Source organism: Rhizobium sp. BE258, from assembly GCF_031457345.1.
In the GTDB taxonomy this organism is placed as follows: domain Bacteria; phylum Pseudomonadota; class Alphaproteobacteria; order Rhizobiales; family Rhizobiaceae; genus Rhizobium.
Genome location: NZ_JAVDWL010000008.1, coordinates 119815 through 134566 on the forward strand (window position 1 = coordinate 119815; position 14752 = coordinate 134566).

14 protein-coding genes and 1 tRNA gene are annotated in these 14752 nt (G+C 59.9%); 7 read left to right on the forward strand and 8 right to left on the reverse strand.

Annotated features, from left to right (window positions below; all coding sequences use genetic code 11):
- Positions 1–13 precede the first annotated feature (13 nt).
- Entirely contained in the window at positions 14–781 is a 768-nt protein-coding gene (locus tag J2X43_RS25385; protein ID WP_112387990.1) for a response regulator transcription factor, read from the forward strand.
- A 277-nt stretch (positions 782–1058) separates the two neighbouring features.
- Here J2X43_RS25385 and J2X43_RS31150 read toward each other — a convergent pair whose 3' ends face one another.
- Both J2X43_RS31150 and J2X43_RS25395 read right to left on the reverse strand, forming a co-directional pair.
- Positions 1059–1202, reverse strand: a complete 144-nt coding sequence (locus J2X43_RS31150; RefSeq protein WP_074061123.1) for a DUF1127 domain-containing protein — start codon at positions 1200–1202, stop codon at positions 1059–1061.
- Between the two features lie 294 nt (positions 1203–1496).
- Positions 1497–1643, reverse strand: coding sequence for a DUF1127 domain-containing protein (locus J2X43_RS25395; RefSeq protein WP_112387991.1), 147 nt, complete (start codon positions 1641–1643; stop codon positions 1497–1499).
- An 854-nt stretch (positions 1644–2497) separates the two neighbouring features.
- Between J2X43_RS25395 and J2X43_RS25400 the strand changes: the two genes are divergently transcribed.
- The 5 genes from J2X43_RS25400 to J2X43_RS25420 all read left to right on the forward strand — a co-directional run bounded on the left by J2X43_RS25400 (position 2498) and on the right by J2X43_RS25420 (position 6790).
- Complete coding sequence (locus tag J2X43_RS25400) at positions 2498–3601, forward strand: DUF2157 domain-containing protein (protein ID WP_310299005.1); 1104 nt, start codon at positions 2498–2500, stop codon at positions 3599–3601.
- Positions 3598–4188: a GDYXXLXY domain-containing protein gene (locus tag J2X43_RS25405; protein ID WP_310299008.1), complete on the forward strand. Its 591-nt coding sequence runs from the start codon at positions 3598–3600 to the stop codon at positions 4186–4188. The genes J2X43_RS25400 and J2X43_RS25405 overlap by 4 nt, the downstream gene beginning before the upstream one ends.
- Before the next feature lie 153 nt (positions 4189–4341).
- Positions 4342–4426: transfer RNA gene (locus J2X43_RS25410), tRNA-Leu, on the forward strand.
- A 177-nt stretch (positions 4427–4603) separates the two neighbouring features.
- Positions 4604–6082 (forward strand): trigger factor, encoded by a 1479-nt coding sequence (gene tig, locus J2X43_RS25415; RefSeq protein WP_310299014.1) that lies wholly within the window; start codon positions 4604–4606, stop codon positions 6080–6082.
- Between the two features lie 180 nt (positions 6083–6262).
- Positions 6263–6790, forward strand: a complete 528-nt coding sequence (locus J2X43_RS25420) for a PAS domain-containing protein (RefSeq protein WP_310299018.1) — start codon at positions 6263–6265, stop codon at positions 6788–6790.
- A 6-nt stretch (positions 6791–6796) separates the two neighbouring features.
- Here J2X43_RS25420 and sthA read toward each other — a convergent pair whose 3' ends face one another.
- From sthA to J2X43_RS25450, 6 genes are all read right to left on the reverse strand, one after another.
- The gene (sthA, locus tag J2X43_RS25425) at positions 6797–8203 is read right to left on the reverse strand and encodes a Si-specific NAD(P)(+) transhydrogenase (RefSeq protein WP_112387995.1); all 1407 of its coding nucleotides are present in this window, start codon (positions 8201–8203) and stop codon (positions 6797–6799) included.
- Between the two features lie 100 nt (positions 8204–8303).
- Positions 8304–8894 carry a dual specificity protein phosphatase family protein gene (locus J2X43_RS25430; protein ID WP_112518647.1) on the reverse strand — a complete coding sequence of 197 codons (591 nt, stop codon included), beginning with the start codon at positions 8892–8894 and terminating at the stop codon, positions 8304–8306.
- Positions 8895–8987: 93 nt separating this feature from the next.
- On the reverse strand, positions 8988–9815 hold the full coding sequence (gene radC, locus J2X43_RS25435; protein ID WP_112518672.1) for a DNA repair protein RadC: 828 nt from the start codon (positions 9813–9815) through the stop codon (positions 8988–8990).
- Positions 9816–9822: 7 nt separating this feature from the next.
- Positions 9823–10659 (reverse strand): type I methionyl aminopeptidase, encoded by an 837-nt coding sequence (map, locus tag J2X43_RS25440; RefSeq protein WP_112518646.1) that lies wholly within the window; start codon positions 10657–10659, stop codon positions 9823–9825.
- A gap of 158 nt (positions 10660–10817) precedes the next feature.
- Positions 10818–12077, reverse strand: coding sequence for a DUF2778 domain-containing protein (locus tag J2X43_RS25445; protein ID WP_112518645.1), 1260 nt, complete (start codon positions 12075–12077; stop codon positions 10818–10820).
- A gap of 243 nt (positions 12078–12320) precedes the next feature.
- Positions 12321–14180, reverse strand: a complete 1860-nt coding sequence (locus tag J2X43_RS25450; protein ID WP_310299023.1) for a class I poly(R)-hydroxyalkanoic acid synthase — start codon at positions 14178–14180, stop codon at positions 12321–12323.
- Between the two features lie 127 nt (positions 14181–14307).
- Here J2X43_RS25450 and J2X43_RS25455 point away from each other — a divergent pair, with 127 nt between their 5' ends.
- Positions 14308–14724 carry a hypothetical protein gene (locus J2X43_RS25455; protein WP_112518643.1) on the forward strand — a complete coding sequence of 139 codons (417 nt, stop codon included), beginning with the start codon at positions 14308–14310 and terminating at the stop codon, positions 14722–14724.
- Positions 14725–14752 lie beyond the last annotated feature (28 nt).

A 14752-nucleotide genomic window follows, 5' to 3' on the forward strand; every position in this document is an offset into this window, starting at 1 on the left:
TGGGGAGGCGTAAATGTTCATGACTGCGTCGAAGACTGGTGATGCCGATCAGAGCCGAAAGTTCGGTCCGGCCGGGGACACAATACTTGTCATTGCGAATGCCGACTTGTTCTCCGAATGCCTCGTCGAGGCGCTGGCGAAGAAGTTTCCGAGTTGCGAAGTCATCAGCAGGGGCTATTCCAAGGCCATGCTGCAGAACGATGCCAACGACGCCACGCTGGTTCTCTTCTACCACATTACCGGAACGGAGCTCAGCGATGCTCTGGCGACTGTCAGGGAAAATCACCCCGCGACATCGATCGGTCTCGTCGTCGAAGCGATCGACATGATGGAGCCCTATATCAACCGGCTCGTCGAGGCCCGCGTCATCGATGGCGTCCTGCCGCTCAACCTGAGGCTCGACGTGTTCATGGCAGCTGTCGATCTTCTGATGAAGGGTGGCGAGCATTTCCCGTCGGCACTGCTGAACCGCCTGACCAACCAGGCACCCGAGCGCTCGCTTTACGAGGCACGCTCCGTTGCGGTGGCCGGGGCAGGGGCGATGCGGCTGAGACAGGGCGATATGTCGTCCCTGACGACGCGCGAGGTGCAGATCCTTGATCTGATCTGCAAGGGCACGCAGAACAAGATCATTGCCGATGAACTCCATCTGTCGGAGAACACGGTCAAGGTTCACGTCCGCAACATCTACAAGAAGATGAATGTGCGCAATCGCACCGAAGCAGCCTCGCGGTTCTTCAGCAGCGAAGCGAACAATCCGACGGGAAGATGGCGGAACTGATTACCGGTCAATATGACCAATGAGCAGGCCGCGCGAAACAGCGCGGCTTCTCCAGCCGCAGCGTTGCAGACGTCGATACGCCGACGCGCGTGTCCGCAGCGAGGCGAAGCGCAAAGCGCGCATAATTCTCAATCACAAAGAATCTGATGAATCCGCGTTCGTTTGAACGGGCGGCGGTTCAACGGTGAGCACCGGCGACTTGCCGGCTTGGGAACAGGCCTGAAAACGAAAACGGCGCCTAGCGGCGCCGTTTTGGGTGTATCGCATTCGCCGCTGATTAGCGGAACGAACGGGATGCAATGTTACGGATCTCGTAGCGGCTGATGCCGATATCGGAGAGGGTCTGGTTGGACAGGTTGCCGAGTTCGTTGAGCGTACGGCGGTAGCTAATCCAGCTCTTTGCAATGCGGATCGGGTTCATTGTCTTCATCCTTAGAAGTGTCTCGCGGCCGGCGTCATCGCCGTCTCTGCGCTTGGACATTCATATAGTGGATCTCTGTCATATTGTGCAGTGCAAAGAAAAGGCATCTGCTATGCGTTTGTGCAATGATCTGCCCGCGAAATGCGCAGGTGTGATTTTTTGAGCGGCTAAATTGAGCCTTTTTATCTGCAACTCTTACGAAAGTGTAAATTTCAGACAAAAGAAAACGCCCGTTGCGTGAGCACCGGGCGTTTTGAGAAGGAGATCAGCTTGGGAGGCCGCTGATCGCCTGAATTAGCGGGCGGCTGCCTCGCGAGCGACGCGATGGATTTCCGACCGGTCGATGCCGAGGTCGTGCAATTCGCGGTTGCTCATGCGGCCGAGTTCGCTAACGGTCTGACGGTACTTGCGCCAGTTGTTGAAAGAGCGAGTAATGTTCATTTTGATCCCCTTTCCGAGGGTTCGCATCTGCCAGCTGCAGCCTATCCGCGCTGGCTTTCATTTGATGGGCTGAATATATGCTGCACCGCAAAGAACGAATAGAGACAAGATTTCAAGTCACCTATGCGCTTTGCGCAGGTCTGGCGCCGTGAATTACATGGTTTTGCCGCTTTCTGGTCAATGAATAGGCAGAATGATATTCCCCCAGCGTGCCTATTGCCGGTGACCTGGCGCCAGGTGCGGCTGAGAGTGTTTTCGATGCGCGCAAAGGGGGAAGCCGAATGCCCGGAGTAGGCGCCGCCGCGGCAGCGCCCAACATTTCCGGCTGACGGCGGGATATCTGTCTACAGATTCTCGCGCGCCGCCGGCTCGATCCGCAGACATCAAGCGGCATATATGCATTCCGGCTGATTTAATCGTTTAACCACCTGTTAAACAAAACGCCCACCGGGGGAGGATCCGGTGGGCGTCATGTAGGTGACTGACAACTGGGAGGAGGAGTGTTGTCAGTCTATCGGAGTGCGCTGGGAGGAGGAGTGCGCATCTCCGAATTCTTTATACGGACATCATATCCGCAGGCTTCCGGTTAACCGGGCCGGGCTGCCACGCCCGCGCTTCTTGATGATCTAAATAGTATGACTAATGAATATTTTGCAGTGCAATATTTTCATAGTGGCTATGCGCATCGTGCATGCCTTTCTACAATGACCATATATTAGAACATTGGCGTTAACTGTCGGTTAAGAAGCGTACCAAGTTCATGCAGGGCGTTTCTTGCATTTCGAGCGCGGGATTGCCTAACCGGATCACCGGCGATAACGCTAGCGGATGCCATCACGGGGGCGGAGGCTGATATGTATCGAGGCAGGTTGGAGCGTGATCTTTCGGTGTGGGTCGGCAAGGGATTAATCCCCGAGGCGACTGCCGAACTGCTGCTCGGGGAATATGACAGCCGTCCGGCGAGCTTCAGTCTCGGCCGCGTCTTGATGGTACTGGCCGCTGTCCTGCTGGGTGCGGCCCTGCTGCTGCTCGTCGCGTCCAACTGGGAGGCCATTCCACGGCTGGTGCGCGCCGGCGCGATCCTGGCCGTGATCTGGATGGCCTATCTCGGCGCTGCCGCCCTGTTCGCCCGTGGTGCAATCGCCGCAGCCAATGCGCTGCTTGTCGTCGGCGTCCTCAGCTTCGGCGGGGCCATATCGCTGATCGGGCAGATGTATCATCTGTCCGGCGACGAGCAGACGGTCATGTATCTCTGGTTCGCCATCGCTGCCATTTCGGCCGCGCTCTTCCGCTCGGGTCCGGCAACGGCAATCGCGGGCTTTCTCTCCTGGGCGTCCTTTGGTGTCTATCTCAGCAATTACGACACCCGCTGGGTTGGTGCCGGCGCCTGGGCGCCGCTGGCAATGAGCGTCGTCCTCATTGCGCTGGTTCGCTACACCGACGCTGGCCGGTCACGCCACCTTGCCTACTTCCTAGTGGTCGGCTGGCTGGCATGGCTTTATACCTTGCACGACGATTTCTGGCTGGCCGCAGCTTATGTGGTCTGCGGTCTCGCGGTGTTCCTGGCCGTCAGCCTGCCGCCGTTACGCAATTCCGTCTTCGTCAAGACCGCGGGGGCTGCACCGGCCTTCTACGCATTCCTGATCGCCACCGTCGGCCTGCTGCTTCTCAACATAGAACTGGAGAAAGGCGGCGCGCTTGTCGTTCTCAGCCTGATCACGCTGGCCATCGCTGTACTGGCAATCGCGCTACAGGGCCGGGATAATGGCGCCGTTCGCTATCTGGCCTATCTGATGTTTGCCGCCGACGTCCTTTATCTCGCATCGGAAACGGTCGGCTCGATCCTTGGCACATCCAGTCTCTTCCTTCTCTCCGGCGTCTTCGTTGCTCTGGTCGCGTGGCTGGTGATCCGGCTGGAACGGCGCTTCGGTGGAAAAAAGGCGGAGGTGGCCCAATGAGCGCTATCGTCTCGAGCCGCAATCCGGCAACGCGTTATATGGTAGCGGCGCTTATCGCTGCCGGTCTGCAGACCGCGGTACTCGGCTATATCATAGAGAGCCGTGCTGCGATCCTGCGCAGCGGCGCGGAGGTCGTCCTCAAGACTGCGCCCGTCGATCCGCGCGACTTCCTGCGCGGCGATTACGTCGTCCTGAACTATGACATCTCCTCCGTGCCGGTCAGCAGCGTCAAGGGCGGGCTTCCGTCGGCCGCCGGCGAACAGGTGCTATGGGTGCGGTTGAAGCCGCAGGCCGATGGCTTCTGGAACGTCGCCGAATCGTCATTCTCTGCGCTGCCGGAAGAGGGCGGCAGTGTGGTTATCAGAAGCCAGCCTTTCTATAGTTATGGCCCGGCCGGCGGCGACAGCATGCGCCTCGAGTATGGCATCGAGCGCTACTATGTTCCCGAGGGCGAGGGCAAGCCACTTGAGGAGGCCCGGCAGGATGGTCAGGTCTCGGTTGCGGCCCGTGTTTCGGCCGATGGAACGGCGCAGATCAGGAGCCTTCTCGTCGATGGGAAGGCAGCCTATGAGGAGCCGCTTTACTGATTGGAGGAGAGGCCTGTGGATTGCCGCTCGCCGGGCGGTTGATCGCTGTCATCGGGCCTTCATTTTTCCTTTGCCTCTACCAAATCGGGTGATATAGAGACGCCGCGCTCCGGAAGGCCTCATGCGCAGGCATATGCATGCGGTTTTGCGAACGCGGGTATGGTGAAATTGGTAGACACGCCAGATTTAGGTTCTGGTGCCGCAAGGCGTGGGAGTTCAAGTCTCTCTACCCGCACCAAAGCTGGCTTGCAGGCGGGATATCCCGATTACCCGGCAGGATGGCGCCGTCCCCCTTAACGGCGGGATGTATTGGAATTTGAAGAACAAAGCCACGCGCGGCCAAATTGTCCGGCGTCGTGCTCATCGAAACGAAGGCGTCTGGGCACGGCCGCCAACGAAATGAAGGTAGGAAGACATGCAGGTTATCGAAACGCTCGCTGAAGGGCTGAAGCGCGAAATCAAGGTCGTTATCCCGGCCAAGGACATGGAAAGCAAGCTGAACGAGCGTCTTGCCGACGTGAAGGACAAGGTCCGTATCAACGGTTTCCGTCCGGGCAAGGTACCGCCGGCTCACCTCAAGAAGGTCTACGGCAAGTCGATCATGGCCGACCTCGTCAACGAGATCGTCCGCGAACAGCCGACCCAGATCCTTTCCAGCCGTGGCGAAAAGTCCGCTACCCAGCCGGAAATCGCCATGACCGAAGACAAGGACGAAGCCGAGAAGATCCTCGCCGCTGAGAAGGACTTCGAATTCACGCTGTCCTACGAAGTCCTGCCGCCGATCGAACTGAAGTCCACCAAGGGCATCAAGATCACCCGCGAAGTCGTCGATATCTCCGACGAAGAAGTCAACGAACAGGTCCTGAAGGTTGCCGAGAGCGCCCGCTCTTACGAAACCAAGAAGGGCAAGGCTGCTGACGGCGACCGGATCACCATGGATTACGTCGGCAAGGTCGATGGCGTTGCCTTCGACGGCGGCACCGATCAGGGCGCCGAACTGGTTCTCGGTTCCGGCCGTTTCATCCCGGGCTTCGAAGAACAGCTCGTCGGCACCAAGGCTGGCGACGAAAAGACCATCACCGTGACGTTCCCTGCCGATTACCCGGCCAAGAACCTCGCTGGCGCTGAAGCCACCTTCGACGTCACCGTCAAGGACGTTGCCGCTCCGGGCGAAACCGAAATCAACGACGAACTGGCCACGAAGCTCGGCCTCGAATCGGCTGACCGCCTGCGCGAAATCGTCCGCGGCCAGATCGAATCGCAGTACGGCTCGCTGACCCGCCAGAAGGTCAAGCGTCAGATCCTCGACCAGCTCGACGAGATGTACAAGTTCGACACGCCGAAGTCGCTCGTTGACGCTGAATACAACGGCATCTGGAGCCAGGTGAACAACGACCTCGCACAGTCCGGCCGCTCGTTCGAAGACGAAGGCACGACCGAAGACAAGGCGCAGGAAGAGTACAAGACGCTCGCTGAACGCCGCGTCCGCCTCGGCCTCGTTCTCTCCGAAATCGGCGAAAAGGCCGGCGTCGAAGTGTCCGAAGACGAAATGCAGCGTGCGATCTACGAACAGCTGCGCCAGTATCCGGGCCAGGAAAAGCAGATCCTCGAGTTCTTCCGCAGCCAGCCGGGTGCAGCCGCCTCGATCCGCGCTCCGATCTTCGAAGAGAAGGTCATCGACCATCTGCTGACCGAAATCGACGTCACCGACAAGAAGGTCACCAAGGAAGAGCTGCTCGCCGACGAAGAAGGCGAAGGCTCCGACAAGGACGCCAAGAAGACCGCCCCGAAGAAGAAGGCAGCTGCCAAGGCTGAAGCTTCCGAAGGTGAAGAAGCAGCTCCGAAGAAGAAGGCTGCTCCGAAGAAGAAGGCTTCCGAAGGCGACGCTGAATAATCGGCTGATCCCTTATGGATTTTCGAAGGCCTCGCCGCTTGCGGCGGGGCCTTTTCGTTTGTCATCGAGCGTCCTGACTCCGAGGCTGTGAAGAAGTTTCATATTTGCTAATCAGTGCCTTGCAGTGTGAAGCTGATCCTTTACACTTCTGGATTGCGACGATGTGCAAAGGGGAAAATCTTGGCCTTCCAGAACAGCGCCATTGAGTCCGAGCAGGCCGATTGGCAGGCGGCAGAGTCCGGCTTTTTCACCTGGGATATCGTGGCGAACCTGCTCTATGCCGATGGTGCGGTCGCTGAGCTTTTCGGGCTTGATTACGTCAAGACCGAGCACGGACTGCCGCTGGACATCTATATCGAGCGCATTCATCCGGAAGACCGCGCGAATGTGGCTGCCGCCATCCACGAATCGATCGCGACAGGCGAGCCGGAGCAGCAGAGCTACCGGACGCGCCAGGCAGACGGTCGCTACAGCTATGTGATGGTCTTTGGCCGCTGCTTCCGCGACAAGGCGGGCATCCCGTCGCTCTATGCCGGCATCATTTGTCCGGTGTCCGATGAGCCGATGCTGACCAAGCCATTGGTGAAATACTGCCTCACGGCCTACGATATCGCCGTTCGCGAAGGTAACCACGCCGTTGCCAAGCACCTGCAGGCGGCGCTCGGCGAACTCGACTGGATGAAACCAGATGGTTTGCTGGCTAACTGAGCCGACTCAAAGCTCCGATTTGATATCGCCCATGCGGTTCCAGGCGTCGAGGCCTGCAATCTTGTAGGCTTCGGCAAGCGTCGGATAGTTGAAGGTGTTCTCGACGAAATATTCGACGGTACCCTTCAAGTTCAGCACGGCCTGGCCGATGTGAACGAGCTCGGTGGCGCCTTCTCCGACGATATGGACGCCGAGCAGGCGCCGCGTCTTCAGCGAGAAGATCAGCTTCAAAAGGCCGGTATCAAGGCCCATGATATGGCCGCGCGAGGTTTCGCGGAAACGGGCGATGCCGCATTCATAGGGAATGCCGCGCTCCTTCATCTCTTCCTCGGTCAGGCCGCAGGTCGAGATTTCGGGAACGGCATAGATGCCGTAGGGGAAGTATTTCGGCGGCTCCTTGGCAACGGCGCCGACGGCGACTCGTGCCGCGATGCGGCCCTGTTCCATCGAGGTCGAGGCAAGGCTCGGAAAGCCGACGACGTCGCCGGCGGCATAGATGTTCGGTACCGAGGTCTGGAAGGTTTCCGGATTGACCTTCAGGCGGCCGCGGTTGTCGGCTTCGAGGCCTATGGCCGGCAGGTTGAGCGTATCGGTGGCACCCATGCGCCCGGCGGCAAACAGCACCATATCGGTGACCAGGTGGCGGCCATTGTCGAGCGTCAGCTGCACCTTGCCATTGTCGAGCTTCTCCACCTTGTCGGCCTTCTGGCCGAGCAGCAGCTTCATGTTGCGGTCACGCAGCTGATAGGTGAAGTCCTCGATGATTTCCTTGTCGATGAAGTCGAGCATTGTCGACTTCGGGTCGATGACGGTCACGGCGGTGTCGAGCGCGCTGAAGATCGTCGCATATTCGATACCGATGACACCGGCGCCGATGACCACCATCGAGCGCGGCAGTTCCTCGATATCGAGCAGCTCGTCGCTGTCGATGATCGCCTTGCCGTCGAAGGGCATGTAGTCGGGCCGGAACGGCTTGGTGCCGACGGCAAGCAGCACGCTTGCCGCAGAGACCTGGATCGTCTCGCCGTCATCCTTGACGACCTGCAGCGTCGCCGCGTCGATGAAACTCGCCTTGCCGCGCATATGCTGCACGCGGTTGCGGGCGAACTGATGTTCCAGGACTTCGACTTCATGATCAAGGGTGATCAGCAGGCGGCGGCGCAGGTCCTCTGCGCTGATCTGGTCCTTGACGCGATAGGCCCGGCCGTAGAAACCGCGTTCGCGCCAGCCGGAAAGATTGAGTGCCGTTTCGCGCAAGGTCTTGGACGGGATCGTGCCGGTATGGACGGAGACGCCGCCCACCCGCTTGCCCTGTTCGATGACCAGAACCTTCTTGCCGAGCTTGGCTGCCTGAATGGCGCCACGGCGGCCTGCGGGACCGCTGCCCACAACAACGAGATCGTACTGGAACATGGCTCAGCCCCGGCTGGAAGAGGAATCAAATATTGCGCCGCAAAATGTCGCGCATTCACCGGTAGCTGGTCAATGTTACAGATGGTTTAAGGCGCTGGTATCAAGAATTACCGAAGCCAAGCAGGGGTTCCATCTTCTCGAAGGTAATATCCATCGGGAAAGCATGCGAAAACGAGTAGGGGATATGGCCGTAAAGTAGCGACAGCTGGCCCTCCGCGACCTTTTCACTCTTGCCGGCGATGGCAGCGAGATAGAGCGCCGAGGCAAGCCCCGTGCGATCTGCGCCTGCCTGGCAATGGATCAGGAGCGGCTTCGGCGCGTCGCGCATGATGGCGATGAGCTGCAGAGCCTGTTCAGGCGTCAGCTCCTTTGAGGAATTCATGCGGAAGTCGATATGCTTGATCCCAAGCGCATTCGATTGGGCGATCTCGCTGTCGTACCAGCTCTTGCTGCCGTTCTCGCCCCTTAGATTGAGGATCGTCTTGATGCCGTAACTGCCTTCCAGCCGGGCGATCGCTGAGGCGGAAGGCTGCGAGGAACGATAGACTTCCCCGGGCACGACGGCGTGGAAATTGTTCGTCGCCAGCAGATGGATATAGTAGCCGCCAATCAGCAGCAAGAGCAGGCCGGTGAGGCTGAGGATGCGTTTGGCGATCGGGGAAATGGTCAGGCGCGGAAATCTCAGTGTCATCGAATCTCAAGCTCGGGTCGCGCTGCGAGAAGAGCAGCATGCGCTCTTTGCGAGCCGAAGCTGACAGACACCTGAAGGAAACTGTGACGGTAGCTAGATTAGCCTGAGGCCTTTAAGACTGGCATGGCCGTCCTTGCCGATGATGATGTGGTCGTGAACCGTTATGCCGAGCGGCTTTGCCGTATCGATGATCATTTTCGTCATGTCGATATCGGCGCGCGAAGGCGTCGGGTCGCCGGAGGGATGGTTGTGAACCAGGATCAGCGCGGTTGCCGAAAGCTCCAGCGCGCGCTTCACCAATTCGCGCGGATAGACAGGCGTGTGATCGACCGTGCCGCGCCCCTGCACCTCGTCGGCGATCAGCGCGTTGCGTTTGTCGAGGAAGAGAATGCGAAACTGCTCACGGGTTTCGTGCGCCATCGCCGCATGGCAATACTGGATCACCGACGACCAGGAACCGAGCACCTGCTTGTTGCGCAGCTCGCTCTTCAGCGTGCGTTGCGCCACCGCGGCAATCAGCTTGAGATCCAGCGCCACCGTCTCGCCGATGCCCTTGACCTCCTGCAGCAGCCCGGCCGGCGCGCCGAAGACGGCGGCGAGCGTGCCGAAGCGGTCAAGCAGGGCCTTGGCGATAGGCTTGGTGTCGCGCCGCGGGATCAGGCGGAAAAGCAGAAGCTCCAGGATTTCGTAATCGGCCAGCGCCCCGTCGCCATTTTCGCGGAAGCGGTTTCGTAGCCGCTCGCGGTGGCCGTGATAATGCTGCTCTCCGCCAAGGGCAGGCGGTGCTGAAGCCGCTTTCGCCATCGAGGGTTTTGCGGGCTGCTCGGCAAAGAACAGGCGCTCGTCGATATCCGGTTCGCCGACAGGCAAATCGTCGAAAGGCAGTTCGTCATCGGAAGTCAGAACCGGGCCTTTCGCCATCTTCGTTTCACCCGTTGAGCGGCGCGAGCCCCGGACGGTCGAGACCACCGGGCGACAGTGTGAAGATCTCGCATCCGCTGGCGGTGACGCCGACGGTGTGTTCGTATTGCGCCGAAAGCGAGCGGTCGCGGGTGACTGCCGTCCAGCCGTCGGCCAGAACCTTCACATGAGGACGCCCGAGATTGATCATCGGCTCGATGGTGAAGATCATGCCTTCCCGCAATTCCGGCCCCTCGTTGGCGCGGCCGTAATGCAGGATATTCGGCGAATCGTGGAACAGGCCGCCGACGCCGTGTCCGCAGAAATCACGCACGACAGAGCAGCGCTCGGCTTCGGCATAGGTCTGGATCGCTTCGCCGATCGCGCCGGTGCGGGCACCCGGACGCACGGCGCCAATTCCGCGCATCAGTGATTCATGGGTGACCTCGAGAAGCCGTTCGGCCGCGCGCTTCAGCTGACCGACCGGATACATGCGGCTCGAATCGCCGTGCCAGCCGTCGACCACATAGGTGACGTCGATATTGACGATGTCGCCATCGCGCAGTGGCTTGGCATCGGGAATGCCGTGGCAGACGACGTGATTGATCGAGGTGCAGGTCGATTTCGTGTAGCCGCGATAATTCAGTGTCGCCGGATAGGCGCCATTGTCCATGCCGAATTCGAAGACGAAACGGTCGATCGCATCAGTCGCAAGCCCGGGCTTGACGATCGCCGCCAGCTCGTCGAGACAGCGGGCGGTCACCTGGCACGCCTTGCGCATACCCTCGAAAGCCTCGGGGCCATAGAGCCTGATTGCGCCGGTATTTTTCGGCGGCGCCGATGCGGCTTCGATATAATTCACCATTGCAGGGCCTTAGCGGAAATTGTCCTTGTCGTACATAATGCAGCTATGCCGGGTTCGTCCATGCCGATCAATGGGCCTGTCGCGATTTGTGCCAGCATAACGCAGATGAGGCGGCCAGTTGCCTGGGCCGCCTCATCGATCAAATGCAGATACTGGACTTAGGATTGCTTGGAGAAGAGCGATGCCAGCGTCGATTTGGGCGAGGAGCCCGTCGAGCCGCCGGTGTATTTCGGCACGACGACGAGCTGTTTGACTTCGCCGCGCTTGAAAGCGGCCAGGAAGCGCTTGTAGTCCCTGAACGATACGCAGCCGTTGGAATCGCCACGCTTGCCGAGCATGTAGGTGTGGGCAAGCAGCCCGACGCGGTCATGGATGGCGCCTGGGCCGCCGACGGGATGCAGGCGGATTGCCTCGACGCCGTGGAACAACGCTTCGCGCATCTGGAGATTATAGGTATGCGGCGGCGTCGGTCCGCGCATCTTCTGGCTAACATAGCGCGGGTTGTCGCGCATTGCGCCAAGGCCGGAATGGGCTTCGAGGCGCTCGCCGTTCGGCATGTACACAGTGCCGGCGGAAATATCGTAGATCGCAATGCCGTTGCGGGCGACTGGGGCAAGCGCCGGCCGGCCGATCTTCGGCATGTCGCCGTCATCGTCGTCCTGATCTACCTTGGCATAGGCGAGTGCGGCGACCGGTGCATCGGCAGCAGGCTTCGGCCGGTTAGGGCGTGCCATCGGCAGCGGCACGTCGCCGCTTTCCGACAGAACGAGGCCGAACGGTGCGTCGGAAACGACGCTCTCGGCAAGCGCGGTCTCGACGGCCGGTGCAGCGGCGGCTTCCGGCTTCTGTTGTGGCAGAGCTTCTGCAGCTGCCATGGTCGGCGCCGGTTGCGGCGCCTTGACCGTGGCGACCTGGACTGGCGCAGGGAGGGAGGCCGGAACCGTGACGGCAGAGAATGCCGCAGCGCTTGCAATCGTTTCCGCCTGCTGCTTCAGGGCAGAGGCAATTTCACTGCCGTTGTTGCGCATGGCAAGCGCCGAGAGCCCGCGGCGCTGCATCAGCGCCACCATGTCCTTGGAGGATTTCGACTGCACCTCTGCCGTCATGCGATCGGACACGGTGATCTGGCCGGGCAGCCGGGAAAATTTGCCGATGTGGACGAGCGTATGGGCAGCCGATGCGTTGTGATGCACAGGCGCCATCGGCGCGATGGCGATATCCGCAAACAGCCGCTTGTCTTCGCGTTCCGGCATAGCCGACGAGTGCATCGTTGCGACCGATGCGAGCGCCCATGTCGATACAGCGGCCCCAAGGCCGATGGCAGCGATGACCGGCACGAGCCGGAGGAGCTTTGCCGAGCCAAAAATCGCCCAGCCGAAAGGGTTGACGCTTTCACACGTCTCGACAGCAAACGCCATATTACTCGGTTTCCAAACGCGTCACTCTACCGGCGGCTTACGCAGGACGCTTTCGCCGGAGCCGATAATGAAGCAAGAGGGCCTAATTGAGGCATCCCGCACATAATCAACTGTCTGGAACTATGCGGGATTATGGTTTCCAATTTCTTTATAAGCATGAAGGACCGCCCAAAAAAGATTCTGGTTCGGTTCTTCTGGCGGCGAAATCGGGCTAAAAATCGGCCGATCGGAGGCAGGTATAGCCTATGCCCGTTCCATCACGTAGCTGCCCGGTGCTTCCTCGATCGCATTCAGCGAGGCGCCGCCGGGCTTGCGGGCGGGCACGCGCTTGCCGTCCTTGGCTTCGATCCACGCCTGCCAGTGCGGCCACCAGGAACCTGGATTTTCCTCGGCCTTGTTGAGCCAGCTGTCGTAATCGCCTTTGGCAGGGCCGCCGGTCCAGTACTGATACTTCTTCTTGTCCGGCGGATTGACGACGCCGGCGATATGTCCCGATCCGGTGACAACGAAATCCACCTTGCCGCCAAAGAACTGGCTGCCGAGGAATACCGACTTTGCCGGAGCGATATGATCCTCGCGGGTCGCCAGATTGTAGATCGGAATCTTCACGTCCTTCAGCGACACGGTCTTGCCGTCGAGGATCATCTCATCCGCGGTCAGCGCGTTCTTGAGATAGCAGTTGCGCAGATAGAAGGCGTGGTTGGCAGCCGCCATGCGCGTCGAATCGGCATTCCAGAACAGCAGATCGAAGGGCATCGGCATTTCGCCCTTCAGGTAGTTGTTGACGAAATAGGGCCAGATCAGCTCCGAGGCGCGCAGCATGTTGAATGCCGTCGCCATCTTCGAGCCGTCGAGATAGCCGACAGATTGCATATGCGCTTCGAGCGCCTGCAGCTGCTCCTCGTCGACGAAGACCTTCAGGTCGCCGGCATGGGTGAAATCCACCTGCGTGGTGAACAGCGTTGCCGAGCGGATGCGCTTGTTCTTTTCCTTGGCATGCAGCGCCAGCGTTGCGGCCAGCAGCGTCCCGCCGACGCAATAGCCAACGGCGTTGACGTCCTTTTCGCCCGTGGCCTTCTCGATCGTCTCCAGCGCGAAATCGACGCCCTCGCGGGCATAGGCCGTCCAGTCCTTGTCGGCATGGCGCGAATCGGGATTGACCCAGGAGATCACGAACACCGTCTGGCCCTGATCGACGCACCACTTGATGAACGACTTTTGCGGATTGAGGTCGAGGATATAGAACTTGTTGATCCAAGGCGGGCAGATCAGGAGAGGGCGCTTCAGCACCGTCTCGGTCGACGCCTCGTACTGGATGATCTGGCAGATATCGTTCTGGGCGATCACCTTGCCCGGTGTCAACGCCATATCCCGGCCGACGGCGAATTTCGTCATGTCGGTCTGGCGAAGCTTCAGGTCGCCGTGCCCGGCAACGATATCCTCGGCCAGCATCTTCATGCCGCGCACCAGGTTTTCGCCGCTGCTGGCGATGGTTTCCCGGTAAAGCTGCGGGTTGGTGGCGACGAAATTGGTGGGCGAGAGCGCCGCGGTGATCTGCTTGATGTAGAAGCCGGCCTTGTGCTTTGTGTGCTCGTCCAGACCCTCGGTCTGCGTCACCATCTTCTCGGCCCAGTCGGCGGTGATGAAATAGACCTGTCGCAGGAAATCGAAGAACGGGTTCTTCTCCCAGTCCTGATCAGAAAACCGCTTGTCCTTGCGCTCGGGCTCGGGTTCGGCCGCTTCGCCCTGCATCCGCTGCATCGAGCGCATCCAGACGCCAAAATAGCTGCTCATCAGCTGTGTCTGCGCCTCGAAGGTGCGGCGCGGATCGGACATCCAATATTCGGTGATCTTCGACAGCGTCTTGACCATGTCGGTCATCGGCTCGGCGGCCTTGTCGCTGACATCGCCCCGTTCGCGGGGCGCCAGCCATGCCGATGCGGCCTTGCCGAGATTTTCGAGGGCGCGGGCAAAATTCATCGCCATCGCCTCGGGATCCTTCATCAGATAGGGATCGAGGTCTGCCGTTTCGAAGCCTTGCGGCTTTCCCTTGTCGCCTGTCTTGCTGTCGGTCACACGTTTCCTCCGGGCGGCAGCAATCATCCTGAAATCGATTTGTACATCGTGCAAGATCGATAAAACAAGTTCAACACAACCACGCTCGTGCTATTGCTTTGTTGCTGCGACAAATTTAACAGTCGCAGAGGCTTGAGGATTTGGAAGATCTGGCATGACGAACAACGGCAGCTCTGGCATCGCAATCGCAACCCGCATGGCAATCATTGCCGCGGCCGCGGCGATGACGCTTGCCGGCTGCACGTCGACGCCGGATGGGAAGGCAGCCCTTGCCGCCAGGCGAGCGGCCCCCACGGCGGTCGTGATGACCGCCACCAAGGGTGAGGCTCCGGCCGAGAGCGGCCTTTCGCACTATAGGGACGGTTATCCGTCCTTTGGTGCGCCTCTGACGGCCGCCAACGTTCAGATGAACGATGACGAGGCCAAGGGCCTGCAGGCCAAGCTGACTGCGCTTGGCGCGCAGCGCAAGGCGGGCACGATTTCCGAGGCTGAGTATCAGCGCCGCGTTGCCGAATACCGCAAGCTTGCGGCTGATCACGGCACCGACACACTCTCGGAAATCACCAAGTAGGCCTTGCCTTTCAGGCAATTTGCACGCA

Excerpts from the sequence above, each read along its gene's own strand:
- J2X43_RS25385 (WP_112387990.1), top strand. The coding sequence starts at position 14 with ATGTTCATGACTGCGTCGAAGACTGGTGATGCCGATCAGAGCCGAAAG.
- J2X43_RS31150 (WP_074061123.1), bottom strand. The coding sequence starts at position 1,202 with ATGAACCCGATCCGCATTGCAAAGAGCTGGATTAGCTACCGCCGTACG.
- J2X43_RS25395 (WP_112387991.1), bottom strand. The coding sequence starts at position 1,643 with ATGAACATTACTCGCTCTTTCAACAACTGGCGCAAGTACCGTCAGACC.
- J2X43_RS25400 (WP_310299005.1), top strand. The coding sequence starts at position 2,498 with ATGTATCGAGGCAGGTTGGAGCGTGATCTTTCGGTGTGGGTCGGCAAG.
- J2X43_RS25405 (WP_310299008.1), top strand. The coding sequence starts at position 3,598 with ATGAGCGCTATCGTCTCGAGCCGCAATCCGGCAACGCGTTATATGGTA.
- tig (WP_310299014.1), top strand. The coding sequence starts at position 4,604 with ATGCAGGTTATCGAAACGCTCGCTGAAGGGCTGAAGCGCGAAATCAAG.
- sthA (WP_112387995.1), bottom strand. The coding sequence starts at position 8,203 with ATGTTCCAGTACGATCTCGTTGTTGTGGGCAGCGGTCCCGCAGGCCGC.
- J2X43_RS25430 (WP_112518647.1), bottom strand. The coding sequence starts at position 8,894 with ATGACACTGAGATTTCCGCGCCTGACCATTTCCCCGATCGCCAAACGC.
- radC (WP_112518672.1), bottom strand. The coding sequence starts at position 9,815 with ATGGCGAAAGGCCCGGTTCTGACTTCCGATGACGAACTGCCTTTCGAC.
- map (WP_112518646.1), bottom strand. The coding sequence starts at position 10,659 with ATGGTGAATTATATCGAAGCCGCATCGGCGCCGCCGAAAAATACCGGC.
- J2X43_RS25445 (WP_112518645.1), bottom strand. The coding sequence starts at position 12,077 with ATGGCGTTTGCTGTCGAGACGTGTGAAAGCGTCAACCCTTTCGGCTGG.
- J2X43_RS25450 (WP_310299023.1), bottom strand. The coding sequence starts at position 14,180 with ATGATTGCTGCCGCCCGGAGGAAACGTGTGACCGACAGCAAGACAGGC.
- J2X43_RS25455 (WP_112518643.1), top strand. The coding sequence starts at position 14,308 with ATGACGAACAACGGCAGCTCTGGCATCGCAATCGCAACCCGCATGGCA.